Annotated in this window: 18 protein-coding genes and 4 pseudogenes; 10 read left to right on the forward strand and 12 right to left on the reverse strand. The window is 59.0% G+C overall.

Going from position 1 to position 19,406, the window contains the following annotated elements:
* The first annotated feature begins 154 nt into the window (after positions 1–154).
* Positions 155–1,144, forward strand: coding sequence for a hypothetical protein (locus tag B5525_RS26720; RefSeq protein WP_154073453.1), 990 nt, complete (start codon positions 155–157; stop codon positions 1,142–1,144).
* A gap of 790 nt (positions 1,145–1,934) precedes the next feature.
* Positions 1,935–3,001 (forward strand): IS630 family transposase gene (locus B5525_RS26725; RefSeq protein ID WP_197687849.1). Its coding sequence is split into 2 segments (ribosomal slippage): positions 1,935–2,424 and positions 2,424–3,001, totalling 1,068 coding nucleotides; the frame shifts between segments, so codons are not numbered across the junction.
* 10 nt (positions 3,002–3,011) lie between these two features.
* Here B5525_RS26725 and B5525_RS26730 read toward each other — a convergent pair.
* Together B5525_RS26730 and B5525_RS26735 are read right to left on the reverse strand one after the other, a co-directional pair.
* Positions 3,012–4,359, reverse strand: a pseudogene (locus B5525_RS26730) (IS1182 family transposase); the annotation flags it as partial.
* Positions 4,360–4,545: 186 nt separating this feature from the next.
* Complete coding sequence (locus B5525_RS26735; RefSeq protein WP_079568690.1) at positions 4,546–5,703, reverse strand: L,D-transpeptidase; 1,158 nt, start codon at positions 5,701–5,703, stop codon at positions 4,546–4,548.
* A gap of 541 nt (positions 5,704–6,244) precedes the next feature.
* Here B5525_RS26735 and B5525_RS26740 point away from each other — a divergent pair.
* Together B5525_RS26740 and B5525_RS26745 are read left to right on the forward strand one after the other, a co-directional pair.
* Complete coding sequence (locus B5525_RS26740) at positions 6,245–7,384, forward strand: transglycosylase SLT domain-containing protein (RefSeq protein WP_079568691.1); 1,140 nt, start codon at positions 6,245–6,247, stop codon at positions 7,382–7,384.
* Between the two features lie 886 nt (positions 7,385–8,270).
* Positions 8,271–8,576 (forward strand): hypothetical protein, encoded by a 306-nt coding sequence (locus B5525_RS26745; protein ID WP_154073455.1) that lies wholly within the window; start codon positions 8,271–8,273, stop codon positions 8,574–8,576.
* Positions 8,577–8,584: 8 nt separating this feature from the next.
* On the opposite strand, the pseudogene B5525_RS46600 reads toward B5525_RS26745, so the two are convergent.
* A pseudogene (locus B5525_RS46600) lies at positions 8,585–8,779 on the reverse strand (hypothetical protein); the annotation flags it as partial.
* Positions 8,780–9,641: 862 nt separating this feature from the next.
* Between B5525_RS46600 and B5525_RS26760 the strand changes: the two are divergent.
* Positions 9,642–9,830, forward strand: a complete 189-nt coding sequence (locus tag B5525_RS26760) for a hypothetical protein (RefSeq protein ID WP_079568694.1) — start codon at positions 9,642–9,644, stop codon at positions 9,828–9,830.
* Between the two features lie 560 nt (positions 9,831–10,390).
* Here the strand turns inward: B5525_RS26760 and B5525_RS26765 are convergent.
* The 3 genes from B5525_RS26765 to B5525_RS26775 all read right to left on the reverse strand — a co-directional run bounded on the left by B5525_RS26765 (position 10,391) and on the right by B5525_RS26775 (position 11,578).
* The gene (locus B5525_RS26765; protein ID WP_079568695.1) at positions 10,391–10,702 is read right to left on the reverse strand and encodes a hypothetical protein; all 312 of its coding nucleotides are present in this window, start codon (positions 10,700–10,702) and stop codon (positions 10,391–10,393) included.
* Positions 10,703–10,800: 98 nt separating this feature from the next.
* Complete coding sequence (locus B5525_RS26770) at positions 10,801–11,061, reverse strand: hypothetical protein (protein WP_079568696.1); 261 nt, start codon at positions 11,059–11,061, stop codon at positions 10,801–10,803.
* Between the two features lie 70 nt (positions 11,062–11,131).
* Positions 11,132–11,578, reverse strand: coding sequence for a hypothetical protein (locus B5525_RS26775; RefSeq protein WP_172899982.1), 447 nt, complete (start codon positions 11,576–11,578; stop codon positions 11,132–11,134).
* A 354-nt stretch (positions 11,579–11,932) separates the two neighbouring features.
* Between B5525_RS26775 and B5525_RS26780 the strand changes: the two genes are divergently transcribed.
* Positions 11,933–12,151 carry a hypothetical protein gene (locus B5525_RS26780; protein ID WP_079568697.1) on the forward strand — a complete coding sequence of 73 codons (219 nt, stop codon included), beginning with the start codon at positions 11,933–11,935 and terminating at the stop codon, positions 12,149–12,151.
* Positions 12,148–12,732 (forward strand): tyrosine-protein phosphatase, encoded by a 585-nt coding sequence (locus B5525_RS26785; protein ID WP_079568698.1) that lies wholly within the window; start codon positions 12,148–12,150, stop codon positions 12,730–12,732. Before B5525_RS26780 ends, B5525_RS26785 begins: the two co-directional genes overlap by 4 nt.
* Before the next feature lie 527 nt (positions 12,733–13,259).
* Here the strand turns inward: B5525_RS26785 and B5525_RS26795 are convergent.
* From B5525_RS26795 to B5525_RS45500, 3 genes are all read right to left on the reverse strand, one after another.
* On the reverse strand, positions 13,260–13,682 hold the full coding sequence (locus B5525_RS26795; RefSeq protein WP_079568699.1) for a hypothetical protein: 423 nt from the start codon (positions 13,680–13,682) through the stop codon (positions 13,260–13,262).
* Positions 13,683–13,900: 218 nt separating this feature from the next.
* A complete protein-coding gene (locus B5525_RS45900) occupies positions 13,901–14,206 on the reverse strand; it encodes a hypothetical protein (protein ID WP_079568700.1) in 306 nt (101 codons plus the stop codon).
* 27 nt (positions 14,207–14,233) lie between these two features.
* A complete protein-coding gene (locus tag B5525_RS45500) occupies positions 14,234–14,458 on the reverse strand; it encodes a hypothetical protein (RefSeq protein WP_172899781.1) in 225 nt (74 codons plus the stop codon).
* A gap of 631 nt (positions 14,459–15,089) precedes the next feature.
* Between B5525_RS45500 and B5525_RS26805 the strand changes: the two genes are divergently transcribed.
* Positions 15,090–15,869: an SDR family oxidoreductase gene (locus tag B5525_RS26805; protein WP_079568701.1), complete on the forward strand. Its 780-nt coding sequence runs from the start codon at positions 15,090–15,092 to the stop codon at positions 15,867–15,869.
* A gap of 160 nt (positions 15,870–16,029) precedes the next feature.
* Here B5525_RS26805 and B5525_RS26810 read toward each other — a convergent pair whose 3' ends face one another.
* The 3 genes and pseudogenes from B5525_RS26810 to B5525_RS46610 form a co-directional block, all read right to left on the reverse strand.
* The gene (locus tag B5525_RS26810; protein ID WP_079568702.1) at positions 16,030–16,242 is read right to left on the reverse strand and encodes a hypothetical protein; all 213 of its coding nucleotides are present in this window, start codon (positions 16,240–16,242) and stop codon (positions 16,030–16,032) included.
* Positions 16,243–16,486: 244 nt separating this feature from the next.
* Positions 16,487–16,672 (reverse strand): annotated as a pseudogene (locus B5525_RS46605) ((2Fe-2S)-binding protein); the annotation flags it as partial.
* A gap of 679 nt (positions 16,673–17,351) precedes the next feature.
* Positions 17,352–17,491: pseudogene (locus B5525_RS46610) on the reverse strand (L-2-amino-thiazoline-4-carboxylic acid hydrolase); the annotation flags it as partial.
* 303 nt (positions 17,492–17,794) lie between these two features.
* On the opposite strand from B5525_RS46610, the gene B5525_RS26830 reads away from it, so the two are divergent.
* Entirely contained in the window at positions 17,795–18,301 is a 507-nt protein-coding gene (locus B5525_RS26830; protein WP_154073456.1) for a hypothetical protein, read from the forward strand.
* Between the two features lie 353 nt (positions 18,302–18,654).
* Positions 18,655–18,975: a hypothetical protein gene (locus B5525_RS26835; RefSeq protein ID WP_079568707.1), complete on the forward strand. Its 321-nt coding sequence runs from the start codon at positions 18,655–18,657 to the stop codon at positions 18,973–18,975.
* Positions 18,976–19,406: the final 431 nt, after the last annotated feature.

The following is a 19,406-nucleotide window of genomic DNA, read 5'->3' on the forward strand; positions in this document are numbered from 1 at the left end:
TCAACCCGCAGTTGATGGGCGAGGTCAACGCTCTATCGCATCTTGGCGACTTGCATTGGGGCGTGAGGCGTCGGATGATCAGGCGTATCGTAGCGGCCGACAGGGATGCCGCTCAACAGGTGGAGTAGTAGTATCTAGACAGTAGGAGGGCGCGATGGTTCGCACTGCTTGGCGTACGGTAATACCCGGCTTTCTGCTCCTGCTCGCGACATGCTCGGAAGGATGGGCTGCCTATGTCGGAGACCGCTACTTCCCCTCAACCTTGGCCACCACTGTTCCCACTCCGGCCGACTTCTACAATCCGCCCTATTTTGTGAAGCTGCCTGACACCGCCACCACTCGCGAATTCGACATTCCCACCACCTACAGCAGGCTTATCACCAAGGACTGGGCGGTGTTCTTCACCGAGACGTTTCGCGTCATCGAAGACGCAAACAGGGGCACCCGCTCGGGCTTCGACAATCTCGTGATCGGCACCCAGTATCAGCTCTATACCAACCCCGAACACCAATTCGTCGTCACGGTGGGCGGCACGGCGGCGATCGGCGGCACCGGAGCGCCCGGAATCGCCTCTACATTCTCCACGCTGACGCCGACCGTCTATATCGGCAAGGGCTTCGGCGATCTGCCGGATTCGGCGGCGTGGTTACGGCCGCTCACGATCACCGCCACGGCCGCGGTCGCGGTCCCAACCGATGCGTCCACCTTGACTTCGACTTCATTAGGTTCGGTCAATCTCCCCGTAGAGACAGGCGCTTTCAATAGTCTGACGACGCTGCCCACCGGCCCGACCACACTCGCCGCGACGATCAACCCGAAGATCCTGCAGTTGGGATTTGCGCTCGAATACAGCCTGGTCACCAATGAGTATACCGGTCCCAACCGCACCGGGACCCGCTACCCGGAGGGATGGGTTCCCCTGGTTGAATTCACAACGGCGACGCCGCTCAATGGCCCACTGGCGGGGAGGACCACCGGCACCGTCAATCCGGGCGTCATCTGGGTGAGCCGCTATCTCCAGGTCGGGGTCGAGGCGATCATCCCGATGGATGCCCATTCCGGCCGCGACCTCGGCGCGCGCGCGCAGGCCCACCTGTATCTTCCCGCGATCTTTCCTGGTTTGAAGCCGATCTTCGGTGACTGAGTGCGCATCGCGTGAAGCTCGCCGGATAAGAGCGGCGGTTTGGCTATGCAATAGGTGCGAGCTCACCCGCTGCTCGCTTGGTGTCACGCGGGCTAAAGCGCGCGTAGAGCAAACGTGTTGGCGAGCGGTCACAGTAAAAGTAGTTGTCAGTCATTTTGTGAATGGGGGGTAGAGGAGCGCGCGCCCACGCCGTTCAGCATACTCGACCCTATAGAACTGAGTGATCTGACCCGCGCGGATTGCGCTCCCATACATACCTGACGCCAAGCTCCGTTGCTCTTACCGCCTTCCGGGGATCCGATCTTTGCAAGTGCGCACATTGACCAGGTCTGGATGTGGCACGAAACGGACCTCCAGCGATGTCCGTCTTGAGTCCGCTTTCAGGGGCAAAGCAGACTGTATGTGCTCGGAGCGAGTATTTCGCCTTTTGACCCAGGCCGTGTGGAAACGTTTTTCGTACCCCAATAACTGCAAGCAACCGGGCGTGACGGACCTCGACGCGACCGGCTGAGCCTATTTTTGCTGTATCGAGTCTGGAGTCAATCCGGGCGCAGCCTCGGGCCGTGCTGAGCGACCTTAGCGGTCTCACGGCGCGCACCATGACACGCTCTTCAAGCCCGGATCGCTGCGAGGAACGGTTTGATACCGACGATGTTCATCACGCGCGTGAGGTTGTAGGCGAGCACGTGCAGCGCCATCTCATACCAACGGCCCGAAACTGTGACTCATTAGGGATTCCCAAATCAGGGAAACTCTGACTCGATGCTAGCCTTTGAGAGGAGCGGCATCGATGGGAGCGGCGGTATCGATCACCCGACTTGATCTGACGGCTTCGGCGCTTCGCAAGGCGGCGAGCGGAGAGAAGGATAGCGCCGCGGCGCGTCGAATACTCGCGCTTGCGCTGGTGCTCGATGGCTCGGACCGCAAAACGGCGGCCGAAACCTGCGGCATGGACCGTCAGACCTTGCGGGACTGGGTGCACCGTTACAACGCCGCGGGACTGGCCGGGCTTCGCAATCTCAAATCGCCAGGTCCCGGATCAAAACTCACGGTGCGGCAGCAGGCCGAATTGGCCGAGCTTGTCGAGGCCGGCCCCGACCCCGCGGTGCACGGGGTAGTGCGTTGGCGGCGGGTCGATCTGCGCGACGAATTGCAGCGGCGCTTCGGTGTCACGCTCCACGAGCGTTCGGTCGGGAAGGTTCTAGCCAAGCTCGGCTACCGCAAACTGTCGGTAAGGCCCCGCCACCCGCAGGCTGACGAAGAAGCCCAGCAGACGTTTAAAAAAACTTCGCCGCGACCGTCAGGGCGCAAATTCCCGAGCACGCCAAAGACAAGCCGATCGAAATCTGGTTCCAAGATGAGGCCCGGATCGGCCAGCAGGGCACGCTGACCCGCGTCTGGGCCAAGCGTGGAACGAGGCCCCGCGCACCGCACGACCAGCGCTACGACTGGGCCTACCTGTTCGGCGCGGCCTGTCCGCAGCGTCGCGTCGCAGCAGGTCTGGTCATGCCGGCGGCGAACGCCGAGGCCATGTCGCTGCATCTCACAGCGATCGGCCGCAAGGTGGCGGCAGGTAGCCACGCCGCTCTTGTCCTCGATGGCGCCGGCTATCACATTGCTGCCGCGCTCACGATCCCCGAAAACGTCACCCTGGTGCGTCTGCCACCCTACGCGCCTGAACTCAATCCGATCGAAAACGTCTGGGAATATCTGCGCGGCAACAAACTCGCGATCACCGTCTTCGACGACTACGACGACATCGTTGATAAAACCTGCGACGCATGGAACTTCTTTGAACACGATCCAAAGCGCATCGCCTCAATCACCACACGAACATGGGCAACAGTCAATAATTAGGGCCGTTGGTATCAGTCGCCACTTTGAGCAGCGTCTTCATCAAAAAGTGCGTCGCCCCCATCCGCATCTTCAGCGTGCCGAACGGATGCTCGACTGTCTCGCGGCGAGTACGCATCGCGTCCGGATTCTTGTCCAGGCGGGCCTGCACAGCATCGACAACGTGCTCGTGTTCCCAACGCGTGATGCGGCGTTGCGGTCCCTTCGTGCACTGAGCCTTCAGCGCGCAGGTCCGGCACGTGTTACTCCAATAGCGGTGCAGGACCAAAGCGGTGGATGAGCGTCTCACCGGCTGGACAAACGTAAATGTCCTCTTCGGCCACATAGCGGAAATCCTGCTTGCCGAAGCGGCCTTCGGACTTTGCCCCCGATGTCTGCGGTTTTGGCAGCGTGACCGTGATGCCAGCCTCTTCGCATGCGAGGATCTCCTCGCCTTTGAAGTAACCGCGATCGGCGAAGGCTTCGAGGTTTTCTGCCTCCAATGCCGCCTTCGCTTGGTTGGCCATGTTCGCAAGATGCGACTTGTCGGTGCCGACGTTGGTCACCTCATGCGCGACGATCAGATGGTTCGTCGTATCGACGGCCGCTTGTACGTTATAGCCGACCATCCCAGAGCCGTGCCCGCTGGTCGCCATCGAGCGGGAATCAGGATCGGTGAAGGAGACCTGCTGATCGGGCGCGGCAAGCATCTCCTTCTCAATCGCTTTGAGGCGCTTGACCTCCTCTTCGAGCTTGATCAGCTTCTCCTTGAGCCGAGTGGTCCTGGCCACAAGCTCCTCCGACGGCACCTCACCGGCAGCTGTCTGGCGATCGGCTGTGTCAAGTTGGCTCAGATAGCGCGCAACGCTCTCCTCGATCTGCGCCAGACGCCGCTCCATCTTTCCCTTCGTGAAGTTGTTGTCGCGCGAGTTAACCGCCTTGAACTTGCTGCCGTCGATCGCAACGCTCGCTTTCGCCAGCAGACCCATCTTGCGGCACAAGGCAACGAATTGCGCGCAGACCTTCTTGATGGCGGGGCCGTTGTCTTTGCGGAAATCGGCGATGGTTTTGTGATCCGGAACGAGCCGTCCCGTCAGCCACATCACTTCCAGATTGCGGCCAGCCTCACGCTCCAGCCGCCGGCTCGATTGGACCCGGTTGAGATAGCCATAGATATAAAGCTTGAGCATCGCCGAAGGATGATACGCGGGCCGGCCGGTCGCCGCCGGGTTGACGCCATCGAACCCCAGCTCGCGCAGTTCCAGCGCATCGACGAACACATCGACCGCGCGAACAGGATTGCTCTCGTCCACCCAATCATCAAGGCATTCCGGTAACAGTGTCGTCTGCTGGCGATCCGCCCCTTGAACGAAACCCTTCATCATCCCCCCGCAATTCAGCAAGGGAATCATAGCATCGGTCAGGTTTTCACACAGTCTGGACCCAGAACGGACCTCGCGCTGCTTTGGCTTAGGTGCGGACATCAAGAATTTTGCACCAGAATTGCGGTCGAACAATTCGAGCGGGTTGCTCAGCGGCATCGTGTGTTGGTGGGTTGCGCCGCCGCATCAATGCGTAACCACGATGAAATCCGTGTCTTTTCCCGTCTCGTCGCTGTATCCGTTGTCTGAAACAATCAATGAAGAGGTTGGCGTCAGCAGTTCAGAAATCCTCTCAACCGTATCCCGGGGTATTTCGATGCGGTCGAGGGCAGCATTGGCTTCATCGGGCAACGGTACCGGCAGGGCGGTTTGCCTCGCGGGCACTTCGCGCTCTTTCGGGCCCCCCTTGGACACGCGAGGAAATTCCTCTGGTATAGACACGACCGTCCAGCGAACAGCCGCTCCCTCGTTCTGGAATTCCATTGCGGTAAACACATGCGTTCCCAGCGGCTCCTCCGGATTTTCGATCTTGACCGCGACATCAAACAGCGGCGAGAAGCCCCGGCGCACGAACAGCTTGCCCAACTTGCGACTCACGAAGACGGAGATCGGAACGATCTTCTTGGGTGCGCTTCCAGCGGCGGCCGAGCCTGGAACCTGGAGACTGGTGGTTTCCGGAGTTTCGGCGTTGGACACTGGTGATCCACCCGTTGCCGCGGCTGCGACTGTGGCAGCCTGAAATTCCGGCGAACCGGACATGGCTTTCGGCTTGAAAAGGTGCGGATTGGTTATCTCGACCGGCTGGACGTTGTCGTGCGCAATGATCACGCGCGTGCCGCGCTTCGTGAGATGCCAGAGTCGAACGGCAAAGTCATTTTTCAAACGGATGCAGCCGTGTGACGCTGGATGCCCAGGCACGACACCCGCATGCAACGCTATCCCTGACCAGGTGATGCGCTGCATGTAGGGCATGGGGGCAGCGCTATAAATATTCGAACGGTGCCATCGTTGTTTGCTGATCACGCTGAACACGCCGAGGGGCGTAGGATGCCCCGGAATTCCCGTGGACACCGGTGAGCGCGCGATCAGGGTCCCGTTGTCGAAAAGCGAGACCCGTTGGTCTTCGATCGAGACGATGATCTGGAGCGGGCCCTTCGAAAGCTCCTCGGGCCGGGCGTTCTTCGCCGATTCAGAGTCTGTCTGCCGGTGATGGTGCTTGTGTTTGAACGGAGCGTAATGGCCTGGCCAGAACGTGTCCCGGGGCCAAAACAGAAATTGAGCGTGTGCGATCCCTGCAGAGAGCATGAAAATGGCGAAAGCTATTATTGGAGTGTGCTTCCTCATCCAGTGCCTCATGCAGTGAAGTTGCATGCGAGGTCCAACCAAAAAGCGTGGCGTTACCGACCATAGCCTCGTCTTCAAATCTGGTCGCAGTGGGTCGAAAATTGGACCAATTCCAATGACGAGGCCAATAGCCGTCGCGCCGATCGCCGGGCCGATCAATGTACGGTGTGAGGGCCGTTGCGACGGACGCTTTGATCTCGGGCAATGGGTTCGGTTCGCTCAGAAGATCCCATAAATCGTCAACGACAGACCGCTCGCGGGGACGGCATCCGCGACTACGGCCATTCAAGCGCGCCTGTTGGTCCGACATTAACCACGGCGGGCTCGCCCCGAACCGGCCGCATGCGTCGCATGGGCCCAAAACTTCCCCACACGCTTAAGTCGGAGAACAATTGCTTGTCGGCGACGCGTTGCATTCAGGCAACACTTCGTGGAAAAGATGATGAGCTGCGGTTTGCGCCATTGCGCGGCCATGTCTTGACCCGAAAATCAACCCGTCGCGTGCTTGGCTGTGCATCATGGCTCTGGAGGCGACGGGATCATGAACCCGCGGCGATTTACGACAGTGGCGCCGACGTTTTGCGGAACGGTCGTTCTCGCGGGGTGGATCGCTGGCTGGCTGGCTGGCTTCGGTTCGGCCGGCACCGAGAACACCCGCGCAGTGCCAACCGAGGACCGGGCAGCATCTCTCGCCGCCAACGCCAGGCTCGCCGATGAACCGCAGGCAATCGCAATGGGCAACGCCGTTGTCGCTAACACCGTTGTTGCGAACGCCGCTGTCGCCAGCGCCGAAGTGGCGACGGCCGCCGAACCCGCGGCGGGGACGGCCACCGACACGACGGCGGCCTCGGATAAGCCGGAATCGATCGTCGTGGCCGCGTTGCCCGATCCGTCGCAGACGCTGTCGGCCGATTTACCGCCTGTGCAGGAATCGGTGGACTTGGGCCACCGTGATGCCGCGCAACTGGCGCCGACAACGTGCGGTGCATCCGGCGGTGCCTCCAACTCGGGGCCGCAGGATTTCCGGTATCTCATTTGTTATGTCTGGTCCGAACTGCCGCCTGCCGAGAAGCCGGCTGCGATCGTCTTGCGTTCGTTCAAGGACATCCCGGTCGGAACGCCGGTGGAAGAGATCAAGCGCGCGTCCGACGCTTTCGGTCTGGATTTCACTTTCATGAAGGCGGTGGCCAAGGTCGAGTCCGGTTTCGACCCCAAGCAACGCACCGGGTCGTATATCGGGCTGTTCCAGCTGAGCAAATACGAGTTCGGCAAATTCGGCTCCGGAGACATTCTCAATCCCCGCGATAATGCCGTTGCGGCAGCCTACAAGATCATTACCGAAGGCATTCTGTTCGAGTGGGTGACGCACAGGAAGCCGGACTTGAACGATCTCTACCTGATCCATCAGCAGGGCTGGGAAGGCGCCGCGGAGCACCTCAGCCAACCCAATCGCATCGCCTGGAAATCGATGTGCGCCACCAGCGAAGGCAGGGAGAAGGGCGAAAAATGGTGCCGGCGCGCGATCTGGGGCAATACGCTTCCGGCCGTCAAAGAGGCGTGGAAATCGGTGGAGAAGCTGACGTCGGAGGCGTTCGTCGGAATGTGGCGCGAGCGGGTTGTTCATTTCCAATCGAAATACATGGGCACCGCGACCGCCGACGCCGAGCGGGCGCACCAGTAAATTTCCGTTGAGTGGTTGGCAGGAGTTCCCGCACCCGCGGGCCGAGCGGGGCCTCACCGCCGCTGAGGCATGTGGTGCCGCTCATCGCTTAGTGGTCGCGCGGATGCACTTTACGTCGTCGACGACGCGCTTCGGATCGTTCCTACTGCGCGCTAACGGGGTGATCGATCAGGTGCCGATGTCCGCTTGTGGCAGTGCGCCCCGAAGGCGCGGATCACTAGTGGAGGAAGATTCCACCCAGAGAGTTGTCGATTGATCTGGTAGCTGACGAGCGGTTCGGCCGGGTAACCGGCAGGGCTGGAGCCTCGTGACAAAGGCCGCTTTTAGGCGGTTGAGCAATCCGGCGGGCCGTAACGTGAGTGAAGCCTGAGCAGGCCTCGAAAGTGACAATGCGGATGCCGACCCTCCTGCCATTTGGGGAAGGCTGTATGAGCGGGGAAGCAATCGACACGCGCACCCGCTTGATCCGCCGGGGTAGTGGGCACGGCACGTCGGAAAGGTGGTTCGGGTAATCGGGGGAGACCCGTCAAGGGTGAGGGTAGCGGCCTCAACGTCGCGAAAGGCGGCGGCCATGGCGGGAGTCGGACGGGGTCGTATGACCGTTGAAGCCGGGTAATGCTGGCTGAGGAAAGGGCCCCGACTTCTGGTGCGCTTTCGAAGATGGCTAGGTCGTGGTGATTGGCGATGAGCCTGCAAACACCATCAAAGACAGGAGCCGCCGGAGATTGCTGTGTCGAGGGGCGAAGGAGAGTTACTCACTGCGCGGAAGCCGCGTGCGGTTAGTTTGCTCTCCGTGTGCCTCACGGTGAAGCCAGTCGGAGAGCCGGATGCCTTAATCGGGCACGTCCGGTTCGATGAGCGGGGATGGGAAACGGAGCGTTGCCGAATGGCCCAAGCTACCGCGCCCATCCTCGACTCTACCTTAACGGACATGACCAGCCGCGCTGCCGACGTCCGCTCGTGGGGGCAAAGCGGACATCGCGGCTGTGTCCAAGGAAAGCAGCTCGATGAGATCGTTCATGCGGCAGGTGCCTCGGCGGTGTTCTATCACCTGGTCGGTATTCTTTGGCGGAGCATTCCTCACTCAATCGTCGACGACCTTATGATGTCGATCCCAGGTGCGCGCGACCTGCGGTCCGATGCGCTCGTCGGATCCGGCCCAATCGGGAGAATCTGCGATCCGCCCGGTTAGGGAAGGGATTACCTGCGAGCCCCGGAGCTGAACGGCGCAGTACCGATTGTCGGCGCACCGGGAGCGAGAGCGCTAGGCCCGGTGTTGCTCCAGGTGGGGACTGCATTTGTCGTGCCCACCGACGGCCAAGTGTACGACCCCACTGACGGAGCGGTGACTGTTCCAACGGAAGTTACGGATTGTCCATAAGTTGTTTCGGGTTGCGCCAGGGCGGCCGTGCTCGAGAGAGCAAATGCGGTTGCTAGTGCTATTGTCCTAAGTTTCATGGTTGGTCCTTTCTCGTCATCTTCACATTAGATAGGCACAACCAGACCATCTGCGATCACGCTTGTTTCAATCCAGCGCGAGCGGGGTGATGCCCCCTGACCGCGTTCGCGGGGCCGTTCGATTCGCAATTCCGCGCCGATTGCCTGTATTCAGGCCAGTTACTGAGTACCCCGCCCCACCGATGTCCTGGTCCCTGACATTCGACGAGCCGATCGAACTCGCGGAGCAGCTGGCACTGGGCCAAGCCTATTGGCCGAATAGGCCGGCTTTCGGCAAAGCCTTCTGTGCTTTGTTCGGCCGCAATGGTGCATCCGCGCGGGTGGCGAGCTGCTCGCGCAAGCTCGGCGGCTTGTAGAAGTGAAGTAGGCCCTAACCGATTTCGTCAACGCGGGTCGTGGACTTTGGCAGCGTCCGCCGTTCGCATCCAGGGATGATAATCTGTAGTCCGGCCGAGGTGCGTTCGACTTCAGACGTGTTGCGGCTCCAAGTGGATCAGCTAGAGGTGACATATCCGTCGACGCTCACCTATGGCGGACCGACGTAATCGATCCCTATCTGAAGGAAGATATCGGGCCTCGGATTTTATTCACCACTCGATCCCGTCATCGCCCAGACGCCAAACGACGAAGCAGCGGCCTCCACTGACCTCATGGTGTGCCGTATTCCGGCGAGGCGGCGACTGATTGTCGCTGCCCGTTTCCGCCGTCTCTCGCGAAGGTGATTTGCGTCCGATGGACAAGGGGAAAACCCTGCGACCACTAAAACTCAGCGTTCGGGGGCTCAAACCGGGAGCTGTCCATGCCGATTACGAGAACAGTGACCATGCTCGCCTTGGCGAGGGAGGCTTTGGAGCGCTTTGACAATAACGCCGATGCCGCTCAAGCCTATCTATCGGAACGATTGGTCAATGACGGGCAGCTTCGCGAGGCTCTAGTTAAAGCTGCGATCGAATATGAGAGGCTCGAAATGATGGAGGCGCCGTCCTAAAGGGGTTGGAGGGCGGCGCTCCTTTACGCGGCCGCGTATGCGGCGGTCCGGGACGGGATTTCCTTTTACCTGCGAACCCCAGAGCTGAACGCTGCGCTACCGACTGTAGGCGCGCTAGGTGCGGGAGGATTAGTGCTACTCCAGGTGGGGACTGCAAGTGTCGAGCCTACCGGCGGCCAGTAGTACGACCCCACTGACGGAGCGACGATCGATCCAGCACACGGCGGCTATGGTCATGGCACCATTGCGGTTGGGGCAGAGGCCGGGGCCACCAATATTGGTGGTGGCATGGCAGGCATCGCGGATGGCACCACTAATCGACAGTCTGATGGCGCCGTGGTGCAGGCTGCGTGTGTGCTGATCCGTCTGACGATGGACTCTTTAGGGGAATAGCCACCGACGCAAACTAAAAACCGCGCCGCCGGCTGGCGCCGAGCTGCCGAGCATACCGACGCATAGGGTGTCAACCCAAGAGCCCCGGGTTGATCAGCAGCGATGGCCGATGTGAGGCGACGCCGCCGGTGCGAAAACGGCGGCTCTTTTGGCATCCGCCATATTCATCAATCGTTGTCGTCGTCTCTGCGGCGGTGCCAGCCGCCCCAGTAATTTGGACGGTCATAGTAGCCGTCCCAGCGATGAGAGCGATAGTAGCGAGGCTCGTCGTCGTCATACTGATTCCCGTAGTACCCGTAGTAAGGGCGATAGTAGTTCGGGCGCCACCAGCACCGTCCCCAGGAATTACAAACCCAGCCAACCTGGTCGACATAGGATGGCGGTGCCGCGGGAGGCTCGATCGGCATGGCGCTGGCGCTGGTTGTGGCAAGCAAGCCAATTGCAGCGGCCGATGTAATGGCAAGGATGGCATTTCGCATTTAGTGCTCCATCGGATTGAAGACGCCACGGCGCTACTCCACACGACACTAAACGAGCGCGAATGGTTGCCGGCGCTTCGACCGAAACGATGACTGACCTAAGGCAATTTTGTAGCCGTCATGCGGCTCGCTTTTGGCCGGTTCAGGTAGGCCACGAAGCCCACGCTCCCGAATCCGAGAAGCAGCGTTGCCCATGCGGAGGCTTCGGGGACGCCCGCTGTGATCGTGTCAGTAGCAACAAAGTTGAACACGACCTCCTGGGAGGGACCGAATTTATCCGCGAAGGCGGCAGGATCGCCGGTCCGCACCAAAATGTTCGTAATAAGTTCGAGGTGTGTTGCGGGCTTCGAGGAATCCATATTGATCCACTGTGCGGTCAGTTATATTAGTCGGCACTTCGCATTTGTGCCACAAACGGACAGTGAGCTTTCAAACACTCGGTGGCTTTTCGCTGAGGAGCCGCTCACGGATAGCCTCTTCTACCTTAAGAAGCTCCTGCTTAGCTTCATGCAGCTGTGCTTCGGCTGACTGCGCACGGAACTCCAAAGCTGTCACTTTGTCTTCAGCCGCCGCTATACGCGCTTCAGCACTCGTCAAGGCTTTCGAAGCATCTTGCAACTTTCGCTCAGCCTCATTGATAACTTCACGCCGCGCCGTTTCAGCGACTTCGAGGCGCCTTTCGGCAAGCTGCGCTCTCTCAACTGCGCTTTTGCACACGGATTGCGCGCGAGCTTCCGTCGCCCGGACCTGCTCTTCCATTCCACTAAAAAGTTCGGCAGCCTGAAACACGAGGTTCAGCACCGTTCTGCCGGGATCACCTGGCAAAGACCGAGTGAAACTCAGCAGATTGTCGTCGCTGCCGAAGGTTGCGTTCATTTGCAGGGCTGTTTTCCCGGAACACTGTCCATCTAAAGATATGGCAAACATGGTAAAGGGACGGTTAACCGGGGCGAATTGCCGTTCCGGGTCAAACTCGGGAGTGGCCCGGTACGAGGCGCATGTCCGTTCTACCCCTCAAGAGCAGAAATCGTCAGGCCACCCCGGCATGTCCGAAAGGTGCCATGAGCGGACTCATGCACCGCGGTCTGGCAGTGCGAGGAAATGAGCCTGCCGTTTGAGGTCGCTACCGTTTGCTGTCCGCCGAGCGCGTCGCCGCCTTTTTGACGTTCTTCGACCATAACCCTGCTTAGGGTACGGGTTAGCTCGGCGTCCCGCCGTGGAGATCGCACGATGAGCATCATCGTTGAAGTTGCCAAGGAGCTCCTCGGCATGTTCCTCGCCGATGCTAGGCTCACGACGGCAACCCTAGTGCTTGTGGCAATTGTGGCCGGCCTCGTCGTCGCTCTGCGAGTCGAACCGCTCCAGGGCGGATGTGTGCTCCTTCTTGGTTGTCTCGCGATCCTCGTCGAGGCAGCCGTTCGCGAAGCAAGACGTCGGAGTGCCTCATGAAGGCGATCGTTCGGTCAGGCAGCCGTGCCGGGAGAGCGGCGCGGACGATCGGCGGCGGCGTGTTGGTCCTCGTCCTGTCCGTCGGTGGATATCTCGGAGTGCTTCATCTCACGGGCAATTTCCATTCGGTCGTGGCCGGCGCACTCTACCGGTCAGCGCAGCCGACGACATTCGACATCGCCCGTTACCAGAAGACCTACGGCATCAAGACGATCATCAATCTGCGCGGAGAGAACCGCGGTTCGTCGTGGTACGACGCGGAGATTGCCGAGGCCAAACAGCTCGGTATCATCCATGTCGACTTCCGTATGTCGGCGAGACGGGAACTCACGCAGGCGGGGGCAGCCGACCTCATCGGAATTTTCAAACGAGTTGAGAAGCCGGTCCTCATTCACTGCAAGGCGGGCGCCGACCGAACCGGTCTGGCTGCCGCGCTCTACGTCGCCGCTGTGGCCAAGCTTGGCGAAACCGCCGCCGAGAACCAGATTTCAATCCGCTATGGGCACATTTCGCTTCCGGTGAGCGCCATGGACCGGACGTTCGAGGCCCTTGAGCGGTGGCTCGGTTTCCCCGATTCGTGAGCACCAGACGAACAGCCAATGTGATTGACCATACTCTCTTCAGAAATGGGATGGGGTCCCTCGAACCGCCGAAACTAGCCGGCGTGCTCTCGTTCATAGGGAAGTAGGACATCCTAAGCAAAGAGAGTCAGATGGCCGAGCACCAAATCCGCTTCGACGACGGGGTAGCCTACGAGCGGATGATGGGAGCCTGGAGCAGGCTCGCGGGCGGAACCTTCCTTGATTGGATAGCGCCTCGCCCCGGCTTACAATGGGTCGATGTCGGCTGCGGCAACGGCGCCTTTACCGAGCCGGTCTTTTCAGGATCACCGTTGCTGGCGGACGATAGTTCCGCCATTGGAATTGTATGCATAAGCGCGGGCAACGACGGTTCGGATCACCCTCATACCGAGGGTGGGCCTAACCCGCGATTGATAGGCAATCTCCCGGGCTTGGTGAATAAAAGTCTCTCAAATCCAAATAATTTGGATTGCGTTTGGTCAACCCGCCGGGCCTGCGCTCGGCGGGCTTTTTTTGGTTATGCCATTCTATAGGGCAGAAGCGGGCGTGTTACGCTTTGAGTGCTCCTCGGCAGTGGGGGTCGCGTGTTCGGGCTGATGTGAGACCGGCAACTGCAATACGGTCGCGCGCTGGCCGCTTGAGAGATGCGTCACGAGAATGACGTTTCCGTCCGGCAATTCGAGTGCATCATGATGTCGGTGGGGATTGTCCTGATCTATTTTGCGAAATCGAGCAACTCTGAAGTTGGTGGTCTTTTTCCAAATCCAGCTCTGATCGTATTTCACGTCCTGATCAAAGGCCAATTCGGTCCCCGGAAGCAGGCAAACCGCGACCTTTGGTTCCCCTTCCGCCGCAAAGCCGCGGGTCCCTCCTGAAAACGACGTTGCAATAAGTCTCTCGCCAACCTTTGCGGGACGAGACGCGACAGCGTGCAGACTATAGTCACACATCGGATTTGCCTCCTCGCTTGAGATAGGTCACCCGCACCCAAGCAGAGGCGCAAGCCACTATCAGAGTGGTAAGAAGGCACAAATTCTACGTCCGCCTTGGCGGTTTAGCCACTCACATTATTTTTGAAAAGATTTCGAGGTCCTGCATCGACCAGTCTCAGCACACTGCGCCGCGGCTCATCCGGACGATGATCGGTAGGCCGCCGGCTCACGTCAGTTTACTGCGAACGCTGTCGATCGCCGAATAATCCCGCTGCGAAAGTGTTGTATGCCTTAAGAGCGACCTCGTCCAAGGGAGGGAAGACATGATGCGGAAAACGATTATAGCCCTGTTCGCACTGGCAGCGGTCGGCTTGGGTCAGCCAACTGCGGCATTCGCTCGTGGCGGCGGCGGTGGTGGTGGCGGCGGTCACGGAGGTGGCGGCGGCGGTGGACACGGAGGCGGCATGGGCGGCGGAGGCAGCTTCCATGGCGGTGGATTTGGTGGTGGTGGGGGCTTCCACGGCGGCGGTGGTGGGTTCCATAGCAGCGCTGGTTTCCACGGCGCCGGTTTAGGTGGAGGAGGCTTCCGCGGTGGCGGCTTTCATGGAGGTTTCGCGGGCCGTGGCTTCCACGGTGGAGGATTTCACCGAGGCGAATTTCACCGACGTGCGTTTGTAGGGTTCGGCTACGGCTACTATGACGGATACTATCCCTACGCATACAATGACGACTACTACGATGACGGCGGTTGCTATTAAAAATATGTCGAAAGCCTTGCTGGCGGCCCACTGCATTCAAGTGCGCCGGTTTGCCGAGAAGAACGGCTTCATAAAGTAGCGCCGTCACTGATGGATTGCTAGTTCCAACCGCCTTCGGCGGTAGCGACGAGTGGTCATTACGTCTGGATGCGAGACGTTTCCCTAGGCGAGCCAGCCCGGCCGGAATGGGCAAAGGTTTCAGAAGGGGCTTCGCGGTCCAATCTGATTTCGATAAAATTGGTCTTCTTCCTGCAGCAGTGACAGCTGACCTGCCTTTTCTTGGTACCACTTGGGCGCGTCGAGGATCGCTCTATCGCTATGCGAAATAGAGAAAAACCATCCTCTCTTGCCCGTCTCCTTTTGGTGAGCCCGACAAAGCAAGCGGAGACCTGCGCAAGGTCTTGTTCCGTCAGAACCCTCTTAGCAGACCACAGATAAGCGGGCCATCAGGCTTTCTGGCCGTCATTGCCATTCTCATCGTTCATAAGTGAGATTGGACAAGCTTTCGTTACCGGAGACCCAATTGCAATTTTACTATATGATGAATATCATGTAACGGAGTTGACCAACGGCGATTGTTAGCCTCTGCTGTGAGGCTGCCTTCGGGTCCTGGCTCTGGTAACGGGAAGGGGCCGTTGCGTCCCGGGCACAACGACCAGATGAGATCATGAGCATCGAGCAATTCATCGAGAACGAAGTAAAGTCAAACGACAAGCGGTTCGCAAACCAAGCTGAATCCTTCGGCGGTCGGACCGTCGTCATCACCGGGGGCACCTCCGGCATAGGTCTTGCCACAGCTCGTGAGGTAATCGGTCGTGGGGGCAACGTCATCCTCGTGGGCCGCACTTCGGAGCGGCTGACGGCGGCTCGAAAGGCACTGGGATCAGCCGCTTCGACCGTCCAAGTCGATGTGACCGACGAGGATGCGCTCAAAACCGCCTTCGCCAACATCGATCGCATTGACCATCTCGTTACCGCTGCCGCAGGAACACTTCGCGGGCGTGTTGTCGATCTCGATACCCGGCATGCCCGCCAACTATTCGAGTCCAAGTTCTGGGGGCAGCATCACTGCCTCAAATACGCGGCGCCGCGAATAGCCGCGGACGGATCCGTCGTGCTCTTCTCGGGTTGGGTTAGTCGTAAGCCTGCTGTCGAAATGTCGACGTTGGCTGCGATCAATTCCGCCATTGAGGCGCTCGCTCGCACTATGGCGCTCGAGTTGGCGCCGGTTCGTGTTAACGCGATCACACCTGGTCAAATCGATACACCGCTCTGGCGTTCGCGTCTCTCGGAGACGGAGGTGCGAGCTCATTTCGACCGTGTTGCCAGCGCACTCCCGGTTGGCCGCGTCGGCACTGCCGATGACGTCGCCCATGCGGTCCTTTTCCTGATGACGAACGGCTTCATGACAGGTGCCGTCCTGGATATCGATGGCGGCTGGCGTTGACGCATGGGCTCGAATTACAGGATGACCGTAACCAACCATTCGCGGGCAAATCCAGCACACTAGCGCCGCATGTTGGCATGAAAGGACCTGCAATTTGGCAGAAACACCCCAGTCGATTTTCAAGCTCGGGCGGCGTTCAACGGCGATCGGTCTATGCGTCTCAAGATCCTCGATGCTTTACATAATAGCGGCTAATCTGCTCGGGCATACGCCACCACCAAAAGCCCATTGTTCCTATATTCAGGGCCACGACGAAATGGCGGGCAAGGCCCCAGCCGAAAAACCATAAAGCCTCGACCGGCACATTGTCCCGCAGGATGAATTCAATAATGAGCTCGTAATTCTTTGAACTAACCAGCTTGATCCACTCCATCTGAGCATTCCATGCCGAGAGCGCTTTCGGTCTGATGCAATGAGAAGCGCATAAGATGCGGACGCGAAGCTTCCATTTGTCCTTGGACCCCCCTGTGGCAGATCACGGCTTCTGCGTAGCTCCTGTTCCGCCGCAGCGCGAGCCTCGGCCTCAGCCGTATCGAACTGTTCCCGAAGCCAAAGACCCCACGCGCGAGCGTCGCCCAGTTCGGCAAGTTTCATCGTCCGCTGAGTCATCGAACACTCGTTGACGCGCACAGGTCGAGAGCCTGATCGATGATAGTCTTGATGGTGCGAGCGCATCGGCCGCATTCGGCGCTGCAGCCTAAGCAGCCATAGACCTGCTTGGCATTGCATGGCAGATCTTCCGATGCGCGGACAGCACTGCGGACGTCATGATCGCTAAGGATATTGCAGGAACAGACAATCATGAAGACCGATCCTTGTGGCTCTTAGTTCGTTCTCCAAATCGCCAAGATATCGACAACCACATGGTGATGAGACTCCCGCGTGATGCCGGCATCCAGGTTCTCAAAAAACCTTGATCGTAGGCCTGCTGGATCCGGATAAAATCGGCCATGCTGGATCGATCTCGGTTTTCGGCCATAACCGCAACCTGAGTATTGGACGCGGGCTGGCTCTGTTGCCAAACCCGCAGTAGGAGATCGGCGATGTTTTTCATGGCGTACTCTCTGCAGCCGACTGTGGCAGTGGACACTAATTACTGGAGCGGCAACGCGCCGCTCGATCAAGAGAAAGGCCGGCGGGCGCTACGCCGCCGACCTTGTCCTGCAACTGCCGGCTCAGGGGACCGGTTCCGCTGCTTTGCACTCCGCATGTTCTTCACTGGTAGGAAGACTCAGGTGAGAGCCTGAATATTCCCTAACAGGCAATCCCAGAATTTTGCGAATGATAGCGATGGGCTGCTGCTGTGGTCAGGATCACACCTAAGGTGATCGAATAAGAATGCCATTTTTTTGCTGCGGTGCATGAGTCTTGTCATGGCACCAAACGGACATGCTTCCGCAGTCGCTTCATGTCTGTTGTTGGGGAAAGAACGGACCTAGCTCGGTTCGGCCCCGAGGTCTCAGTTTGACCCGAATGCGACCATCAGTCTTTCTGCCGCCTATAGCGAAAATCGCAGTGGCTCGCGCCCTGCATGATGGTTTGTGTGCGTGCGAGCTTTGTGTCGGGCCACGACCCTCGGCGAACGGGAAGTCCGAGCTGCAGACCAGCAAGAATCCAAGCTTGACCCAACTGCGACATTCGCGGTGCACTGCGGCAACGGTTCTGATGCCGATATCACCCCCATCAAAAAGTCGTTTAAGCCAATACAATGCTGTCTCCAGAGCATGGGGACGGACATGCAGCGGCGCGAGTTCATTACTCTGATCAGCGGCGCAAGGGAGGTTCTCATGCAAAAAGTCATGCTTATTGCCGTATTGGAATGTCGCCTTCGTCAAGGTGATTGAAGGTGACCTCGGCTCTTGCACTTAGTTGGAAATCTTTTGGACTTATCTGTGGTCGTCCCGTTCATCATGGGTTCAGTGCAAATGACAAAACTCACCTGGTCGCAACGCCTGCAGGAAATCCTGCCGACGTTGTCAGGCGCAGAGCCACTTTCCAAAGGAAACAAGTTCATGATTAATCGACGTCTGGTACTCGGAATGATCGCGGCAGCTACCATGATCGACGCGTCTCGCATCGCGTTCGCGAAGGAGAAGCACCATCTCAATGGAAAAGACCTGCTTGGCGAAAACATCAAAAAGAATGGCAAGCACAAGATCCATACGACTGGAAAAAAAGTCGATGTGTTCGCTGAAGTGAACAACGGCAAGGTAACCGCTGTTACCGCCGCCGGAATGCAGGTAAAGAAAGTGAAGTCTCGTCAGAAGCTGGCTGAGGCGACACCTGGGATAACGCTTGCCAGCATGCAGCTCGCACAGGCCGACGTCTACTACTACGGCTATTGGGTCTATGACGATCTTACCGATACCTACATTTGGTTCCCGGTCGACTACGTGATCGTAGATTCGTCCTGGGTCGAGTATGTACCTTAGGCTGGGGGAGCGATCGGGCCAGCGATCAAGCGTCGGCCCGACCTGATTTGCGAGTCGCGAATTATCCGCGGGGCTCGCAAAAGAACACCGCTGAGACTTGTCTGACCAGGATGTCACTGGTGAACCAATGTGGCCTCGCGCCGCGTTCGAAAGCTCTTGTCTTGCGCAAGCGGACGCGGGAGGTCTCATCTCCTACGGACCGGACCTTCCAGATATGTTTCGCCGTTGCGGCGTCTACGCCAATATCCTGTTGAAGGTCAGGCCCTGTCGGTGTGTTTTCAGAGCCAACTGTTCAACCACGGTTATGTTGGCATCGCCAAACTGTGTCACCAATCAACTCACCGGAGGCTTTGATGGGAAAGCCCATTATTCGCATTCTCTCTGCCGCAGCGTTCACCTCATTTGCTGCAACCAGCGCCAGCGCCATGCCGATCGCGCTACCCTTGGCGCCGACGTCGAGCGTGGAACAGGTCGGCTGGGTCTGTAACGAATGGGGACGATGCTGGTGGCAGCCGAACTACTATCGTCCCTACGGGGACTATCGCTATCGATATGACGACGATGATGATTGGCGTCGCCGTTATCGCTATCGATACGGCTACTATGGTCCACATCCACATTATTGGGGCGGTTACGGCGGTTGGCGCCGCGACCGCAAGGATGACGACGACTAATCGTAAGCAGGCTGTTACCCGATCAAGCGACAATGTGATGAGAATGAAAACAGAAAACCCGCCCGGCTTTTGAACCGGGCGGGCCGATGGTAGTGTGGGGTTCCAGCCGAACGGCGGAGATGCGCTCGACGTCGACTCAGCAGAGAATTTCGCCGAGGATATACTGCAGGTTCTCGGGCCGTGACGGAGATGGCGGCGCGCGCCGCCAGCGTTTCAAGCCAGCCCTCACGCAGAGGGCGCTCCTTTGTTGCGGTGCGTGAGTCCGAAACTGGCACCGAACGGACATGGCGATCCTGTTGAGCGATGTCCGTTGTTAGGGCCAAAGCGGAAAACATGTGCTCGGCGAGAGTATTTCGCCTTTTGACCCATCTGCGACATTGCTGTGCGCTGCGGCACGATTTTGACGCCGATTTGGCCCCTATCCAAGTGCT

The organism is Bradyrhizobium erythrophlei, assembly GCF_900129505.1.
GTDB classification, from domain to species: Bacteria; Pseudomonadota; Alphaproteobacteria; order Rhizobiales; family Xanthobacteraceae; genus Bradyrhizobium; species Bradyrhizobium erythrophlei_D.